We start from the raw sequence: 16,693 nt of genomic DNA on the forward strand, positions 1-16,693 counted from the left end.
TTTTCTGAATATTTAAGACGTAATCATTTATTTGCCCTCCCTATCAAGGCAAATGTACCTGCAAAGCAAACAAAACTTATTTTTATGATCACCATACAATTACACTTGACATTTAATAGTTAGGCTTACATGATTTATTAATCATGTTATGAATTCATTTTGCAGATGATGTGAAAAGCCGGCAATTCTGAAGATCAGAAGCCGTACAGATTCAGAGCTTATGTTCAGATCTAGAATGGGCTTCGTATTTGCTACTGTATGCAGTCAATCCACTGCTCCTGCTCGGATGGGAATTCGATATTCCACTGCTTTCTGATTTGCGTAAGAATATGCATGACTTCCCTGGCGTCTTTGAGACCTTTTGGCTGCCGGTTTTCTTCAATGGCGCTTTCCATTTCTTTCATCTCGTATTCAAGAGCTTGTTCGGAATTACCGGATTCGATAATATCCGTTTTTCCATCTACATAATGAACGACTGCCTGGTCCGCTCTGGGAAATCCGTGAACGAGGATATAGCCTTTTTCAAGACACAGGATCGCCTGTTCAAGCTTCATTGTATTCAGCGATAAGGAGATATTGCCGATCTGTCCATCTTTGTTCTGAACAATGATCGCACTCGTTTCATCGACTCCGGTTGATGCCTTGGAAACATAAGTTTTGACATGATCAGGCACATTGTCCATATACAGGCACAGAAAGCTTATTGCATAGAGTCCGATGTCCATCAGCGCTCCTCCCCCGTGTTCAAGAGAATAAAAACGGCTGTCCGGATTGAAGTCTTTCTGTATACCATAGGTGACCTGAATCATTTTGAGTTTTCCGAGTTTTCCGGTTTTCAGAACTTTTCTGATATCTTTGAAAAGCGGCATATGCAGAAGTGTCGTTCCATCCATCAGAACCAGATCTTTCTTCTCTGCCAGATCGAGACATCTGACAAACTGTTCTTCATTGAGTCCCATCGGCTTTTCGCAGAAGACATGCTTGCCGGCTTTCAGCGCTTTGATCGCTTCTTCTTCATGAATTTCATTGGGAGTTCCGATATAGATGATGTCAGTATCCGAATCTGTCAGCATCTCTTCATAGGAATCAAAAACGTGTTCAATCCCGTATTTTTCAGCTGCTTCTTTTGCTGTTTTTCTGTCTTTTGAATAAATTCCTGTTATGGTGTGATGATTGTCATGAAGCGTTCTGGCCATTTCTGTACTGATCCATCCGGATCCGGACAATGCCCATCTGTATTGTTTCATAATATGATCTCCGTCATTTCTGCTGTCTGCATCAGAGTGACCTGTCGTTTACCCTGTCAGTTTTATTATGAATTGACGGCAGAAGGATGCAATTCAGATACTTTTCTCATAGATACAGAATATCTGCCATCTTCACATTTACTGTTTCTGATTTTTTTCAAGAGGATGTTGTTAGCGAAGTCTGACTTTGTTACGGATAATCCCGCTTTCTTTTCCGAGTATCAGAATGATGTTTTTATGCAGAGAATCAGATAATGAATTTAATTGACAGTTGGTAAAAATCACGAAAAATGTGACATTACCTTTGAAGATGCATCTTCACCATGAAGGATCCGATTTGCTTCACACCCACTGCAGGGCATTTACTCACTCGACCCGATAAGACCAGGTCATTGCGAGGTACTTTCCAATTTAAGAACGCGGGACGTTATATCTGATCAATGCAGCCTTCTCATTTCTGTCCTGACACTGCTGATACATGGACCTGTTCCACTGTCCAAGAGTCAGAAGCCCTTTTTTTAAAATATTCAGACTGCCGTTCAGATCCGCGTTGATCACTTTCCCATTCTGACTCTTATATAATCCTCTGTGTATTCGTTTTCACTTATTGTTTTGCTGTTTTTTGCACTCTTCATCATCCAGAAAACTGCATTTGCTGGTATAGCTCTCTTCACTGAGGATCACCTGAATCCCGGCCATTCGGCATTTATACTCAAGCATACGAATAAAAACGTTGAATGGAATCTGGCAGAAGTTCTGATTGACCTCTTTTGATTATTTGGCCGGAGCCAGGGCTTGTGCATAATCAATTTTTTTGTATTCAGTGACTGAAATCTCAGGAGCGCTTATTTCAGTTCCAAACGCATTTTCTCCTGTTCCAGTCCCTTTAACAATACCAGTTACTCGATGTAGTCATTTGTCTTCAGATCAAAATCTTTGGTATCCACGTACAGCCAGTAAGGCGAACTTTGGGTGACTGCATCATTTTAAATTGGATCAATCTGTACAAAGTATTGATCATCCGATAATGTCGGATCCGTAAAAACCAGACCTTTAGAACTGATGACATGATCAACAAATTTATCAGTATCAGATGCCAGATCTTTAATTTGATCTCCAGTCATTGGAACAATCTGATCATCTTTAAAGGTTCCAATTTCTTTGGTTCCGTTGCTGTAAGTGATGGTTCCGTCTCCATCAAAATGACCATCCTTGAAATCTCCTTCGTAAGTCCAGAACTCTCCTTTGGCCTCCTTGGCAGAAAATTTTCCTTTACCATTTGGAATATCATCACTCATATCTCCTGTATAGGTGCCTTCCTGCTTTCCAGTGCTCAGATCAAGAGTGATCGTCTTACCTGATGAACAACCAGCCAGCATAGAAGCTGCCAGGAATCCAACCAGGAGTTTTTCTGTATACTTCTTCATTTTTTATCATCCGTAACTAATCACAGTTTGAATTAAAGTTTTTTAATTCGAAAGAAGATTGCCTGTATTAAGTTAGAAGTATTTGCAGTTATTTTTCTGAAGTCTTGGCGAGTTTTGTTATGGTCTTAATGATCTGGCAGACAGTCTCCTTAAGAAAGCTTTATGAGATCTTGCTATAATAAATGGAAGAAATATGAACGAAAAATCGTTAGTTTTATTGAGGTCTGAATGATCAGTGAACTCATTAAAACTATGTTTAAGGAAGGAAAATATTAAAAATGGCTTTTACTTTTGGAATCATTGATATTGGCTCCAACACAATTCGAATGAACATCTACTCCATTGACCGCTCTGAATTTTCTCAGGTGATGTCTACAAAGGCCTCGGCCGGTCTGGTCAGCTATATTCATAACCATCAAATGAATCAGGAAGGAATCAACAAGCTGATTGAAACATTAACTGAATTCAAGAAAATGCTCAATGTTCTTTCTGTTTCTGAATTCGCGGTTTTTGCGACCGCCTCCTTACGCAATGTAAAAAATCTTGAAGACATATTAGACGTTGTCCGCGAAAAAACGGGAATCGAAATCGATTTGCTGTCGGGAGCGGAAGAAGGAAGGCTTTCATTTAATGGCGCCATCCATGATCTGGATGGATCTGAAGGCTTATATATCGATACTGGAGGCGGAAGTACTGAAATCGTCCTCTTTTATGATAATCAGATCGTATCGGTTTCGAGTATGCCCATCGGATCACTCAATCTCTATAACCGGTATGTCAGAGAAATCATCCCGACTGCGGCTGAAATCAAAACCATCCGTAAAAAGATCAAGGAAGAACTGCTTGCGATTGAACCTGAACAGGCCCTTGAAGTCGACAGCCTGGCAGTTACTGGAGGAAGCATGCGGACCATTCGTGAGATCCTGATCAAGCTAAAATGGATTCGTCCGGATCAACATACGTTTTCTCCAAAGCTGCTAAGCGATTTAGTTGATTATCTGGTTGAAAATGATTCGCGAGCCATTAAATTACTGCTTCAAAACAAGCCGGATCGGGTTCACACCGTATGTACAGGACTTTTAATTATTGAAGGTGTCGCAAAATTCGCAAATGCAAAAGTAATTGAAGTCTCCTTTTCTGGTCTGCGTGAAGGATATCTTTTAGAGAAGGTCATCAATACGAAAAAGCAGAATTAAGAGGATGAACATTTTAGAGCAGATTAATATTTCCATGATAATTAACAAGTAAGAATACTTCAGAATATATTTGATCTACTTATTCGTTCGATCGTTAATTGTTATTTTTACACGGTTTTTTATTTGGTTTTTATCCGAATCTAATTTTTTGAATCACTGGACGATTTATTTTGAAGGATAAGACTCTAAGATTCTAACATCCTGGCCCGTCAATCTGCCGATTTTAATTTATAGATAATGATAGACTGATATCTTGATATATGGATATCCTGATATATAGATATCTTGAAACTTTTATATACAGATTTCTCACTATGCAAATCGTTCGATAGCCCATTTACCCACTATTAAGATTTTTACTGAACCGGTAAGCCTTGCCAAAGCGCTTTGATAAAGATTACCGTTCATACGACTTATAAATCAGAAGAAAGGTCTCTGAATCTTTGCATTCAGAATCATTTGATTAAACTCTATGCATAAGAAAAAATACCCCTTTACACAAAACCGGGAACTTTCCTGGCTGAAATTTAACCAGCGAGTCCTGGAAGAAGCTGCTGATCAGAGGGTACCGCTTCTTGAGCGGCTGAAATTTGCAGCCATTTTTACCAGCAATCTGGATGAATTTTTTCAGGTTCGCTGTGGATCCCTGACAGATATGGGTCTGGTTGATCCCAATCAGATCGATTCAAAAAGCGGAATGACTCCAGATGAGCAGTTGTCAGCCATCTACCGAGAGACAAAACATCTCTATACGATGCGCGATAACATCATGAAAAATCTCAATAAGATTCTTGTCGCTTTACATATCATGCCGGTAGCCTGGAAGGATCTCAACAAGAAGCAAAAGCAGCATCTGACCCGCTATTTTGATTCACAGATGATGCCGCTGTTGGCTCCGCAGATTATTGATTTTCATCATCCATTCCCCTTCCTTATTAATAAGGAACTGTATGTGTTCTTTCAGTTAATTGAAGATGGCAAAAAACGTTATGGATTAGTCCCTATTCCGGATTATCTTGAACGAATTGTCTATCTCAATGACGAAAAGACAGAATACATCCTGGCTGAAAACATTATTCTGCATAATCTTGAACGAATCTTTCCAAAACAGAAAATTCTCTTTAAGACGATTATCCGAGTCACCCGGAACGCGGATATTAACCTTGATGCCAAGGATATTGAAGAGGATGAAGATTATCGTCAGTATATGAAAAAAATCCTCAAGCGCAGAAGCCGACTCGCGCCAGTACGACTTGAGGTCTATAAGAATTACAGTGAAGAGCCGATCAACTATCTCTGCTCACAGCTTCACTTAAGCAAACAGCAGGTTTTTGTGACCAAGAATTCACCGCTTGAATTCGCCCATATATTTAAGCTGATCGACCAGCTTCCAGCTGAATTGAAAAAGCCCCTTTTATATGAGCCTTTTACTCCTGAAACGAATAACCGTTTGAATCCAGACAAACCGATCATTCCTCAGGTTCTCGATCACGATGTCCTGCTTTCTTATCCCTATGAAGATATTGATCAGTTTATCCGGCTGCTTAAGGAAGCTAGTGAAGATGAAAATGTTATTTCAATCAAGATCACGATTTATCGGCTCGCTAAAAACTCAAAAATTGTTCACTATTTACGAAGAGCGGTTGAAAATGGGAAAGATGTTACCGTCCTGATGGAACTACGTGCCAGGTTTGATGAAAACCATAATATTTATAATGCGGAAAGACTTGAAGAAGTCGGATGCAATGTCATTTATGGGTTTGATGATTACAAGGTCCACTCCAAAATCATGGAAATCACCTATAAGACAGATAATGGTCTAAAGACGATTACTCAGATCGGCACTGGTAACTACAATGAGAAAACATCTCATCAGTATACGGACTTTTCGTTTATTACCAGCCGTGAAGATATTGGCAAGGATGCAACAAATTTCTTCCAGAATATGAATATCTCCAATCTGAATGGAACATACGAGAAGATTCTGGTCAGTCCTCATCAGTTAAAGGAAAAAATCATCAGTGAACTCGATCATCAGATTGAACTAGCTAATGAAGGAAAACCTGCCTGTGCGTCCTTCAAGATGAATTCACTGACTGATCTGGATATCATCAGCAAGCTGGCCCAGGCTTCTCAGGCCGGAGTTAAGATTCGAATGATTATCCGCGGTATTTCGGATTTATTACCTGGACTGGAAGGTCTGACCGATAACATTGAAATTCATTCAGTCGTCGGCCGCTATCTTGAACATTCAAGAATTTATATTTTCGGATGCGGACCTGAAGCAAAAGTTTATATTTCTTCTGCCGATTTCATGACCCGAAACACCGAACGGCGTGTAGAAGTCGCAGTTCCGATTGAAGATCCTGAACTCAAGAAAAAACTTCTTGATTATTTTGAAACGCAGTTCTCTGATGATGCCAAAGGAAGAAAGCTTCTATCTTCGGGCTATTATTCCAACGTTGAAACAGACCGGGATGAACCTTTCAATTCTCAGGATTATTTTATGCAGCAGGCAAAAGAAAATAAATTTGTTGCCCCGCCTGAACCTGTAATTAAACCAGAACCAGTAAAACCAATCAAGAAAAGCTGGATTGCCAGATTGCTTGGCAAATAAGGATATTTTTCAAACGGAATCTGGATTTTGATGAGAAGCAGAAGATCTTCAATCCAAGTTAGAGTTAAATGATAACAAGAGCCGCCAGCTGGCGGCTTTTTTTGGATAAGTCACATACGCTGAAAAAATACTCAATTTTAGCTAGCCGCAACAGTAAACATGTGCAGACAAATCGCAATTAATTCACTTTTGTTAATCAATACGCTATTTTTGAAAATAAGATCATACAGTAAAATATAGATAGATAAGGAGATTCACAAAGAAGGTTAGTAAGCTTCAGTCTTTATTAACGAGAAGGACTACCTTCGCAGTGAAATATCAGAGGCCGAAGAAATCGACTGATTATGCCTTCTGATATTAAAACAATCGTTTATGTCAATTTTAGAAAATGGAAATTGGATCTGGTTGATTTACTGGGGATTCTTCCTGGTGGCTTTGATATTTGAGCTCATTTTGATCTTTAAACTCAAAAAGCACAAATGGATCCCGATTATGGGCGTTATTGTTACTGTAATAGCTCCAATCTGTAATTTATTTTTTGCAATGCAGCGAGGCATCGGTGGTCCTCATGAATTCATTTACCTGTACCAGCAGATTATTTCCGGCAATGGTATGGCTTGGATTTGTATTAGTTTACTGGTTCTGACGGTTCTATTTTTCATATGGAGCATTAGTCTTTATAGAAAATCAAAATGATTATTTCAAGTTCTCACAGTCAAAAGGTCTCTTAAAGCGGATCCAAGATATTATAAATTCAAATAACTATATTTTTATCATTTAGGAATAAATGGTCGATTCCGGTTTGATTGTGAATAACGTCAGTTCCCTTTACTGTTAAATTCAGGAAAACGTGAACTAGAAAGGTGGCTTTACTATGCTTGGAGCAATAATTGGTGATATCGTTGGTTCTGTCTACGAATGGAACAATATAAAAACGAAGGATTTTCCTTTATTTCGTGATGACTGCTTTTTCACGGATGACAGTGTGATGACGTGTGCCGTTGCGCAGGCAATCATGGATGGCGGTAAAAGAGATGATTTTATTGATGAAATGAAGAAGTACGGAAGAATGTATCCAGATTCAGGTTATGGCGGACGATTTGTTGAATGGGTTTTGACGAATAACCGAAAGCCTTATAACAGTTTTGGAAATGGATCAGCCATGCGCGTTTCACCATGTGGATGGATCATGGATTGTGATTCATATGCTAAAACAGGACAATGGCCCAAAAAAGGAAGTGAACTTGCCAGACTTTCTGCTGAAGTCACTCATAATCATCCGGAAGGTATTAAAGGCGCTTTAGCTACAGCGGATGCCATTTTTCTGAGCCGTTACTATTTCGGTGGTTTTCACCATAAAGGGGAAGCTCCGATTTCTGATGATCCTGAAGAATGTAAAAGACGGATCAAAGAACATATTGAAAATAAATACGGCTACGATCTCTCGAAAACACTTGACGAAATCCGCCCAACATACCGCTTTAACGAGACATGTCAGGAAACTGTTCCTGAGGCAATCATTGCCTTCCTGGAAAGCAATGACTTTGAAGATGCTATTCGCAATGCGATATCCCTGGGCGGAGACAGTGATACGCTGGCCGCCATTACCGGAAGCATTGCAGAGGCAGCTTATGGAATTCCAGAACCAATTCAGAAGAAAGCTTATGCATATTTAGATAAACCTCTAAGAGATACGCTTTCGAAATGGAATCAGTTCATTTCGAAAGCTGGTTAACTACTCTGCAACTCTAATTCTGATATGAAAGCCCCCTTGACAAGGGGGCTTTCATATCAGTTTATTTATTAATGTTTTGTGTTTTTCACCACTTCCTCATAACTGAATGAAGAATCAATTTTGAAGGTCTATACTGTTTGCCCTCCCTCTTTTAGCCAACTTTTGTTTTTTTGCGGCTCTAGTCGAGATTTGTAAAAATCGTAACAGTATCTTCAATAACCGCTCGCCAGTTTTTCTCATACTTTTATCAGCTCAATATTTTTTGAAACTAATTTTTTTGAGATTTCGAAGCAAGACTGTGTTGTTTGAATTGTTTATTGCCTGTATACATCAACAAATTCCATAATATTCCTGACAAATGAAAACAAAGATCGAAAAAGCTTTTCAAATTGAATGGCTTCGTTTATGTTTTTGTGGTCATAAAAGCTTCATATTTCTGCATACAGTTTGATCTCTCTTTTTTGGTTCAAAATTTAAGAGGATCGAATGAATTATTGCAGGTATGCTGTAGAAGATTGAGAGGTATCCAAATGCAATGGATTGAAAGATTGAATCATGCCATCGATTATATCGAGGAACATTTAACCGAAGAAATTGATTATGCACAGCTCGGTAAAATTACCTGCTGCTCTTCATATCACTTTCAAAGAATGTTCACCTATATGGCCGAAGTTTCGTTATCGGAATATATCCGCAGAAGACGGATGTCGCTTGCAGCAGTAGATATTCAGAATAGGAATTTAAAGATCATTGATGTGGCTCTGAAATATGGCTACAGTTCTCCTACTGCATTCAACAGAGCGTTTCAATCGGTTCATGGCATAGCTCCTTCAGCCGTAAGAAAACAGGGAGTTTCTCTTAGATCCTATCCTCCAATCAAATTCACCATCACCGTGAAAGGAGTCGAGGAAATGAATTACCGGATTGAATCAAAAGATGCATTCAGAATTGTTGGAGTATCCGTTCCGCTATCCAGGGAACTCGAAAAAAACTTTGAGGTCATTCCTTCAAAATGGCAGGAAATTACAGAAAACGGAGTTTTAAATCAACTAATTGGAATGATGAATTCATCTCCAATGGGCGTACTTGGTGTATGCAGCTATAATCAGGATGAACCGCTTAAATATTATATTTCTGTCGCTACTGATCAACCTCAGAAAGACTTTGAAGAGTATATCGTTCCAGCAGCGACCTGGGCGATCTTTTCAGGAAGCGGGCCTAACCAGTCCATTCAGGAACTCGAAAGAAGAATCTTAACTGAATGGCTGCCTACTTCCGGTTATGAATATGGAAATGGAGCCGATGTTGAAGTTTACATCAATCCAGATCCAGAAAACGCACAATATGAAATTTGGATCCCTGTAGTTCAAAAGCAGAACTAAAGCAGCTCGTAGATAAACATATTTCTATACAGGATTACGCTATCCATAAAGAACTATCTTGAAAAAGAACTCTATCGAAAATCTGAATACTTTCTGCTGATGTTTGGCTGCAGATCGATTCAGGAATACAAAAGCAGAGAGATATCTTCTTACAAAACCAAAGAAGAACCTCTCTGCTGTTTTCATTTTCTGGATATCTAACCTGTTATCTGAATCGTTATAGATCGCTCTTTATTTGATTTTCCTTCTATGACATTAGAAAATCCACGACATCATTCCAGTCATTGCCGCCATAAAGAATAACTTCAGCGAGTTCTTCTTCCTCGTCCATTTTTATTTTAGCCTCTGGATGAAACCATAAAGCATTCATCTGACTGGAAATTGCTCCCTGAACATCTGTGATTAATGAATCGCCAATGACAAGAATCTGCTCTCTTTGAATGTCTTTAACCTTTGCTTTTGCATGATCGAACAAAACATCAAAAAATTTCGGATCAGGTTTCTTACAGCCTACCTCCATACTGGTCAGAACATCAAAAAAATACGGACGAAGCCCTGCTTTTTCAATTCTTTGCTTTTGCTGCTGACCTGCACCATTGGAAACAATCATCATCGGATACTTTTTTGAAAGAATCTCAACTGCTTCCAAAGCTCCTTTGATACAAATGTGAGAATCGTAAAGATGTTCTCTGAAGGTCACCTCAAATTCTTCACCATCGACATCAGTGATCCCTAATGCGGCAAAGATCGTATTCCATCGAATCTTATGGTGTTCTTCAAAACTCATTTCATTGCGTTCAATCTTTCTCCAGAAGGCTTCATTAATCTCCATAAAAGTCGGGAAGACCTTTTGATTGAAAGGAAGTTTCCATTGATCAAAAGACTTTCGAATGCAATCAAAAGCGCAGGCATCAAAATCAAGCAGTGTATTATCCACATCGACAGCCAAAAGGCGGATATCGTTCTTAATCGTTTTGCTCTTTTCTCTATCCATCAAAGCACCTGAACAAAGTGTTCATCAAACACTTTCTGATCTTCTTTTCTGAGTTCTCGATCCGTAATCAATCCATCAAAGTCTTCAATGCAGGCAAACTGATAATTTCCCTGTCTTCTAAGTTTTTCTTCTTCGCAGACCAGATATTTTACCGCTGAGTTCTTAAGCATCAGCCGCTTAGTCAGACCTTCTTCAGCCGTAAGAATTGTCACAGCGTTTTCCTGGGCTTCGATTCCGATCGCCCCAACAAAGGCTAAATCAAACCGATAATGTTTGAGGTTTTCATAGGCAAGAGCTCCAATAAAGCCTTCTCTTCCATAGTCAAGGTGTCCTCCAATTCCCACAACTTCAATATTGGAGTGAGAAAGGATATCCATGATTTCGAGCATGTTGGTCACTACAGTCACAGTGAGTCCCGATTCAGCAATCAGTCTTGCTAAAACAACATTTGTAGTGGAGATGTCCAGATAAATAAGCTGTCCATCTTTAATTAAGGAAAAAGCTTTCCTGGCGATTCGATTCTTGGCTTCCATGTTGAGTATTTTCTTCTTGGAAGCCAGCATACGTTGAACATTCTGCTTAATTGGCAATGCCCCACCATAATTTCGTTTAAGCTGTCCCGCATTTTCGAGTACATTGAGATCTTTTCGAATAAGATCTTCAGTTACATTGAATTTTTCAGCCAGATCCTTAACCCGAACTTTTCCATTCTGATGAAGTTCATTCAATATTTCCTGATGCCTTTGTTCAACAGTCATAAGAAGGCTCCTTCCTGGATCTGAAATATCCATTCTGCAAAATCACTATTTCATATTTTAGCGCCTGAACATTTTATGAGTCCACAGAAAAAAGGATTCCGCAGAATCCTTTCCTTTAAGATATTTGCTTTTATCGACGAAATTTATTATCGATGAAACGTGTTATTCAGAAATTAAAAAATTTTGGAAGCTGCTTCAAATACTTCCTTATAAACCGAGCGATCCAGAACATCTCCCTTTTGCGAAACATTATTGCCATAGAAGACACGAACCAGATTCGCATTGGGCAGTGAATCCGTAAATCCCTGAAGAGATTCTGCTGTCGCTTCCATTTCTTTCTTATTGACGGCAGCCGTCAGAATAAAGTAGAAATCCTTATCAGCGATTTGGGTAAAATACGGCATCATTCGATCGATCAGAGTCTTCATCATTCCGCTCATATTATAAAAATAGACCGGGGTTCCTAAAACTATCACATCTGCATCAATTAACTGATGAGCAATATTATCGAGTTCATCAAGTTTTTGCTCTTCACGATAAAAATCATATTCAATATCCTTTAAATCGATCCTGGATACTTCATTTCCCTCATTCATTACAGCTCCCCGCCCAAATTCAGAGCAGAGAATATCACAGTTTCCATTGATTCTTGGGGATGAGTTGATAATAACAATCTTTTTCATGATCAGGTCTCCTTCCAAAATAGTTTTCCTTATCTCATTATAAAATCGAGCGTTTTAAAGGTTTTTGCCCATGCTCAGTTTTTGAAACTCGAAAGCGCGGACAAATCAATAGATAAAGCAAAAAAGATAAACCAGTTCTACTTAATAAACTGAATTATCTTGTTTAGCCGATTCTCTGGCCTGGATATCTGTTTGGTAAATAAAGAGCAGGAAAAAAGCAAAACAAAATCACTATTTCTGCTTGGTAAGCTAAGGACGGATCTGTCCATCTCCATAGATGATGTATTTTGTCGTCGTCAGTTCCTTAAGACCCATTGGTCCTCTGGCATGAAGTTTCTGAGTCGAGATTCCAATCTCAGCCCCTAACCCAAATTCGGCGCCATCCGTAAAACGGGTGCTGGCATTGACATAGACAGCGGCTGCGTCCACCTGATCAAGGAATTTCTGAGCGTTCGCATAGGATTTTGTCACAATGGATTCGGAGTGTCCGGTATTGTATTTGTTGATGTGGGCAATGGCTTCATCGATGTCTTTAACTGTTTTCATGGATACAATCAGGTCAAGATATTCCGTACCCCAATCTTCCTCAGTCGCTTTAATTCCGCCATCCACATATTGAAGTAAATTGTCGTCCACCCGGATCTCGACATTCTTTTCCTGCAGAGCTTTGGCCAGAGCAGGCATAATGGTATCGGCGATCTTTTCATGGATCAACAAGGATTCTACTGCATTGCAGACACCCGTTCTCTGAGTTTTGCCATTAATAATAATATTGACAGCCATTTCAGGATCGGCGTCTTCGTCAACAAACACATGACAGTTTCCAGTTCCTGTTTCAATTACCGGAATAGTTGCATTTTCAACGACCGATCGAATCAGGCCAGCTCCGCCACGAGGAATCAGAACATCAATCAGATCATTCATCTTCATTAATTCATTGCTTGCGGCGCGTGAATTATCTTCCATCAATACGGCAACATCCGGTGTGATATTGCATTGATTTAAACTTTCATGAATGGATTCAATGATTGCCTGGTTCGAGTAAGCAGCATCCTTACCCCCCTTCAATACAGCCGTATTTCCGCTTTTAAAAGTCAATCCGAAAACGTCTGCAGTCACATTGGGTCTGGCTTCATAAATCACGGCTACGGTTCCTAATGGAACTCTTTTCTGACCAATCAGCAGACCGTTCGGTCTTTTTTTCATCCCGATGACTTCTCCGACTGGATCATCCAGACTGGCGACATCTTCTAACCCTTTAGCCATCCCATCAATTCGGGCCGCAGTTAACATCAGGCGATCAACTAAGGATTCAGCCATTCCATTTTCTCTGGCCTTCAGGACATCCTTTGCATTGGCTTCCAGGATTTTATCGGTATTCTTTCTTAAGTCCGATGCAGCCTGAATCAGGGCTTTATTTTTCTGATCGGTTGTCAGTTTTGCAGCTTCATATTTTGCCTGGCAGGCGGCAGTGGCTGCTTCTCTAGCACTTAACATATTCAATCCCTTTCTATAATTAAGAATTCTTTTATTCAGAGTGTTCAGATCGTTCATGGATCAATCGAAGTCATATTCGTTCAGAATTATTTCTGCAGTACTTCTGCTTAGCTAATCGCTCAGATCTCCTAAAAACTGTTCAAGTGTCATTCCTTTGCTTGGATGATTTTTAAAGAAAGTCCCTTCTTCCTCGCCAGCGATTAACCGATGGATAATTCGAAAATCACTTGCATTGGCAATAATTGTATCGCAGCCAAAAGAAGAAGCCAGACTGGCTGCATTGATTTTTGTGGACATACCGCCTGTTCCAACATCAGAAGAAGTTCCCTTACCCAAAGCCATGATTGTCTCATCAATGACTTCCACATGGGAGATAAACTTTGCCTCTGGATTCTTTCTTGGATCATCAGTATATAATCCATCAATATCGGAGAGGATGATTAACAGGTCAGCGTTGATTAAGGCAGCAACTACAGCACTCAGGGAATCATTGTCACCAAATTCAATTTCATGGGTCGAAATCGTGTCATTTTCATTCACGATTGGAATTACCCGCATTTTCAGCAGCTGCTCAAATGTATTTTTTGCGTTTCTTCTGCTGGTCTGTCTGACAATGGTATGTTTAGTCATCAGAATCTGAGAACAGATCTGGTTGTATTCCGAAAAAAGCTTCTGATAAAGCATCATCAATCGTGATTGACCGATGGAAGCACAAGCCTGCTTCATTGCAATCGTATCCGGTCTGCTTTCGAGCCCTAAAGCCTGACGACCTACCATGATGGCTCCTGAAGAAACTAGGATGACTTCCTTTCCCCAGTTTTGAAGATTTGCCAGTTCTCTGACAAGAAGCTCAATCCGGGCAAAATCTGGCTGTCCGGTTTCTGGATGCATTAAGGATGAACTTCCCACTTTAATTACGATTCTTTGATGGTTTGTGATCTGGTCTCGTCTCATAACTGTTGCCTGAAGCAATCTGACCTTCCTTTCCATTCATATATTCCAATATATTCTTCAACTAAATGCCGTGCGGCCATAAATAGGATCATCCCCACAGAAGTGGGTTACCATAAAAAGGTTGGTCAAAGTTCCTTACTTAGAAGGAGATTTCTGCAAATCCTTAACCATTCTGCAATCGATTTGACGGCATCGTTTGAACTGAAGCTTTTTATCTATATAAATCTTCTATAATCAAGAAGAATATACTATGAATTTGTTTCAGTTTATTTTCTGAAAATTCTGAAACAGCTTTCTTCATTGTATCCAACTCAATAAAGATTGTAAATTCTTCTTTAGTATTGAACATCAAACAAGCAGGGACTCAAAAAAAGCAGAGCGTCTGATTTCTGTGGAAATAATCCTTTCTGTTTCATATTCATCAAGGCAAGAACATGTTAAGATAGCGATGCATCACTAATAAATAAACGATTATTCTTCCAGAAAGGATTTCAATATGATTAAAAAGTTTCATTCTCTTCTAGTCATCCCAATACTGATTGCAGGAATCATTGTATTGGATGGCTGTTCAAATCGGGATAATGATGAAGCTAAAACCGAAGTGGTCCTGATTTCAGAACCCGAAATGGAAAACACCCTAACGAATAGTGGCTGGGATATTCAATCAACCTCCGCTGCTTCTTTTCATCTTTGGGAACAGCTCGATCCAACGATTCTTCTGTTAGCCGAAAATAAAAACTCTGAGGTTCTGATCATTGGTGAATTTGATTCTGAAGAAAAAGCGGTGATGGCGTATGAATCTTCCGTGCCACTAACGGATTCCAATGTCATCCAATCCAATGAAGATGGTCACTTGCAGGCTCTTGTACCTCTCGGAGAAAGTGATGGTTACTGGCTGTTTCGCCAGACCGATAAATGTGTGATGGGTGGCTGGATGCAGGATACGACTAGTCAGGAAGAGTATGAAACTCTGTTTACTTCCTTCCAGACCAATGCTCCAGTTATAGAGGATGAGACGACAATTCCCTCAGATGATTCTTCAGTTGTTCATGGAGAAGACATTGTTAACGAAGCCCAGGGCAGCGAAGAAAGTCAGGAAGAAGTCACTGAATAAGCTCGCGGTTTTCAATTGATCTGTAAAACGATTCAATCCAATGGCTTACCACTGATTTCAGGTCTGCTTTCTAAGAGACCTGAAATGAAATACTAATACAGTGATCCTTTTTAAATCCGAAAATATGACTTCCGGAGTCAGCCACCTGACTCCTTTTTTTTAGGCGATTTATAATGAAGTTTGAAAAAAAGCATCTCAATGGTCTCCTGAACAGGAATGTTCCCTGATCGCTATCTGATTGCAATCCATATTCTTTGATTCTCTGATTTTTGGCTCTTTCTGAGAGTAGAAATAATCAAATATACAAAATGGTATTCAATAGAACTAAATTCATTTTTCTCTTTGGAAGCGGTTTCTGTTTTGTTACAATTAAATCGGAAAGCTGATTCAGCAATTCCTGACAGCTTTTCTTTCCGACTTCTATTCTCTTTTTCAAAGGTTGCATCGATCATAAAAACCTTTGGATTGTATCAGCAGATCGTTCGGCATTTTCTTTCATTTTTAGCCGTGTCCAATTATTCATTTTGGAACAATCTGCATGCATTGACCTTCAATCGACAGCCCAACCAAAATCAATCACCTCCTTTCTGATGACATAACCAAATAACTGGCTGCGATATTTGAAGGTCTTTTTCGTTGTCTATCGTTTCAGAATGATGAAAATAAAAAAAGGGCTGTTAAATTTCGACTGATTTTTCATCAGCGAGATTTACAGCCCCTTTTTCTATGCTTTTTATCTGATTCAATCCTGTTTTATGATGTGTTTTTCCGCTCAAGTCAATTTTTGAACGCACTGAAAAGAGCCAAAACTCAAAAAGACTGTTTATAATCTTTTTCAGATTTCGCTTTTCTGCTCCTTTAATTTTCCATAACGTTCGAGTTCTGGGCAACTCATCCGATTTCTGTTGTTTAATTTTCTGATATTGTGTCCCATGGCCACAATAAGCACCTCAAATTTTACGTTTTCCAGTCCCCGGCGTCTCAATCGGCTGTATCTGTAGTTTTCTTTAAGATCTCCGAAGGTTCCTTCCGCCTGAATGCTCCGGCTGACCATAATCTCATGTCCTGCATCTGAAGACATGCGGTCCG

The 16,693-nt window shown here is 39.5% G+C and carries 14 protein-coding genes and 1 pseudogene; 5 read left to right on the forward strand and 10 right to left on the reverse strand.

From position 1 onward, the window contains the following. Nucleotides 1-251 precede the first annotated feature (251 nt). The 3 genes and pseudogenes from BO222_RS08970 to BO222_RS08985 form a co-directional block, all read right to left on the reverse strand. Nucleotides 252-1,247: a Gfo/Idh/MocA family protein gene (locus BO222_RS08970; protein ID WP_075820318.1), complete on the reverse strand. Its 996-nt coding sequence runs from the start codon at nucleotides 1,245-1,247 to the stop codon at nucleotides 252-254. Nucleotides 1,248-1,847: 600 nt separating this feature from the next. Continuing rightward, nucleotides 1,848-2,009: pseudogene (locus BO222_RS14420) on the reverse strand (IS200/IS605 family accessory protein TnpB-related protein); the annotation flags it as partial. A gap of 224 nt (nucleotides 2,010-2,233) precedes the next feature. Next, entirely contained in the window at nucleotides 2,234-2,674 is a 441-nt protein-coding gene (locus BO222_RS08985; protein WP_075820322.1) for an MORN repeat-containing protein, read from the reverse strand. A gap of 278 nt (nucleotides 2,675-2,952) precedes the next feature. On the opposite strand from BO222_RS08985, the gene BO222_RS08990 reads away from it, so the two are divergent. From BO222_RS08990 to BO222_RS09010, 4 genes are all read left to right on the forward strand, one after another. Next, a complete protein-coding gene (locus tag BO222_RS08990) occupies nucleotides 2,953-3,870 on the forward strand; it encodes a Ppx/GppA phosphatase family protein (protein WP_075820324.1) in 918 nt (305 codons plus the stop codon). A gap of 472 nt (nucleotides 3,871-4,342) precedes the next feature. Continuing rightward, nucleotides 4,343-6,487, forward strand: a complete 2,145-nt coding sequence (ppk1, locus tag BO222_RS08995) for a polyphosphate kinase 1 (RefSeq protein ID WP_075820326.1) — start codon at nucleotides 4,343-4,345, stop codon at nucleotides 6,485-6,487. A gap of 874 nt (nucleotides 6,488-7,361) precedes the next feature. Beyond that, a complete protein-coding gene (locus tag BO222_RS09005; protein ID WP_075820330.1) occupies nucleotides 7,362-8,222 on the forward strand; it encodes an ADP-ribosylglycohydrolase family protein in 861 nt (286 codons plus the stop codon). A gap of 530 nt (nucleotides 8,223-8,752) precedes the next feature. Beyond that, nucleotides 8,753-9,604 (forward strand): AraC family transcriptional regulator, encoded by an 852-nt coding sequence (locus BO222_RS09010; RefSeq protein WP_075820332.1) that lies wholly within the window; start codon nucleotides 8,753-8,755, stop codon nucleotides 9,602-9,604. 247 nt (nucleotides 9,605-9,851) lie between these two features. Here BO222_RS09010 and BO222_RS09015 read toward each other — a convergent pair whose 3' ends face one another. The 5 genes from BO222_RS09015 to proB form a co-directional block, all read right to left on the reverse strand. Continuing rightward, the gene (locus BO222_RS09015) at nucleotides 9,852-10,598 is read right to left on the reverse strand and encodes an HAD-IA family hydrolase (protein WP_075820334.1); all 747 of its coding nucleotides are present in this window, start codon (nucleotides 10,596-10,598) and stop codon (nucleotides 9,852-9,854) included. Further along, nucleotides 10,598-11,356, reverse strand: coding sequence for a DeoR/GlpR family DNA-binding transcription regulator (locus BO222_RS09020; protein ID WP_075820336.1), 759 nt, complete (start codon nucleotides 11,354-11,356; stop codon nucleotides 10,598-10,600). The genes BO222_RS09015 and BO222_RS09020 overlap by 1 nt, the downstream gene beginning before the upstream one ends. A 173-nt stretch (nucleotides 11,357-11,529) precedes the next feature. After that, entirely contained in the window at nucleotides 11,530-12,039 is a 510-nt protein-coding gene (locus tag BO222_RS09025; protein ID WP_143356993.1) for a flavodoxin family protein, read from the reverse strand. A gap of 249 nt (nucleotides 12,040-12,288) precedes the next feature. Beyond that, nucleotides 12,289-13,536 carry a glutamate-5-semialdehyde dehydrogenase gene (locus BO222_RS09030; protein WP_083647772.1) on the reverse strand — a complete coding sequence of 416 codons (1,248 nt, stop codon included), beginning with the start codon at nucleotides 13,534-13,536 and terminating at the stop codon, nucleotides 12,289-12,291. Between the two features lie 111 nt (nucleotides 13,537-13,647). After that, on the reverse strand, nucleotides 13,648-14,508 hold the full coding sequence (gene proB, locus BO222_RS09035; RefSeq protein ID WP_332888869.1) for a glutamate 5-kinase: 861 nt from the start codon (nucleotides 14,506-14,508) through the stop codon (nucleotides 13,648-13,650). A 478-nt stretch (nucleotides 14,509-14,986) separates the two neighbouring features. Here proB and BO222_RS09040 point away from each other — a divergent pair, with 478 nt between their 5' ends. Continuing rightward, nucleotides 14,987-15,604, forward strand: coding sequence for a hypothetical protein (locus tag BO222_RS09040; protein WP_075820339.1), 618 nt, complete (start codon nucleotides 14,987-14,989; stop codon nucleotides 15,602-15,604). 230 nt (nucleotides 15,605-15,834) lie between these two features. Here the strand turns inward: BO222_RS09040 and BO222_RS09045 are convergent, their stop codons facing one another. Together BO222_RS09045 and BO222_RS09050 are read right to left on the reverse strand one after the other, a co-directional pair. Continuing rightward, nucleotides 15,835-16,056 carry a hypothetical protein gene (locus BO222_RS09045; RefSeq protein WP_075820341.1) on the reverse strand — a complete coding sequence of 74 codons (222 nt, stop codon included), beginning with the start codon at nucleotides 16,054-16,056 and terminating at the stop codon, nucleotides 15,835-15,837. A gap of 383 nt (nucleotides 16,057-16,439) precedes the next feature. Continuing rightward, the coding region (locus BO222_RS09050; RefSeq protein ID WP_198932047.1) for a transposase at nucleotides 16,440-16,693 on the reverse strand (254 nt) is incomplete at its 5' end.

This window comes from Ileibacterium valens, from assembly GCF_001945525.1.
Classification (GTDB): Bacteria; Bacillota_I; Bacilli_A; order Erysipelotrichales; family Erysipelotrichaceae; genus Ileibacterium; species Ileibacterium valens.

What these genes read in the sequence shown, in the direction of transcription:
- BO222_RS08970 (WP_075820318.1), bottom strand. Translation starts at nt 1,247, where the DNA reads ATGAAACAATACAGATGGGCATTGTCCGGATCCGGATGGATCAGTACA.
- BO222_RS08985 (WP_075820322.1), bottom strand. Translation starts at nt 2,674, where the DNA reads ATGAAGAAGTATACAGAAAAACTCCTGGTTGGATTCCTGGCAGCTTCT.
- BO222_RS08990 (WP_075820324.1), top strand. Translation starts at nt 2,953, where the DNA reads ATGGCTTTTACTTTTGGAATCATTGATATTGGCTCCAACACAATTCGA.
- ppk1 (WP_075820326.1), top strand. Translation starts at nt 4,343, where the DNA reads ATGCATAAGAAAAAATACCCCTTTACACAAAACCGGGAACTTTCCTGG.
- BO222_RS09005 (WP_075820330.1), top strand. Translation starts at nt 7,362, where the DNA reads ATGCTTGGAGCAATAATTGGTGATATCGTTGGTTCTGTCTACGAATGG.
- BO222_RS09010 (WP_075820332.1), top strand. Translation starts at nt 8,753, where the DNA reads ATGCAATGGATTGAAAGATTGAATCATGCCATCGATTATATCGAGGAA.
- BO222_RS09015 (WP_075820334.1), bottom strand. Translation starts at nt 10,598, where the DNA reads ATGGATAGAGAAAAGAGCAAAACGATTAAGAACGATATCCGCCTTTTG.
- BO222_RS09020 (WP_075820336.1), bottom strand. Translation starts at nt 11,356, where the DNA reads ATGACTGTTGAACAAAGGCATCAGGAAATATTGAATGAACTTCATCAG.
- BO222_RS09025 (WP_143356993.1), bottom strand. Translation starts at nt 12,039, where the DNA reads ATGAAAAAGATTGTTATTATCAACTCATCCCCAAGAATCAATGGAAAC.
- BO222_RS09030 (WP_083647772.1), bottom strand. Translation starts at nt 13,536, where the DNA reads ATGTTAAGTGCTAGAGAAGCAGCCACTGCCGCCTGCCAGGCAAAATAT.
- BO222_RS09040 (WP_075820339.1), top strand. Translation starts at nt 14,987, where the DNA reads ATGATTAAAAAGTTTCATTCTCTTCTAGTCATCCCAATACTGATTGCA.
- BO222_RS09045 (WP_075820341.1), bottom strand. Translation starts at nt 16,056, where the DNA reads ATGATCGATGCAACCTTTGAAAAAGAGAATAGAAGTCGGAAAGAAAAG.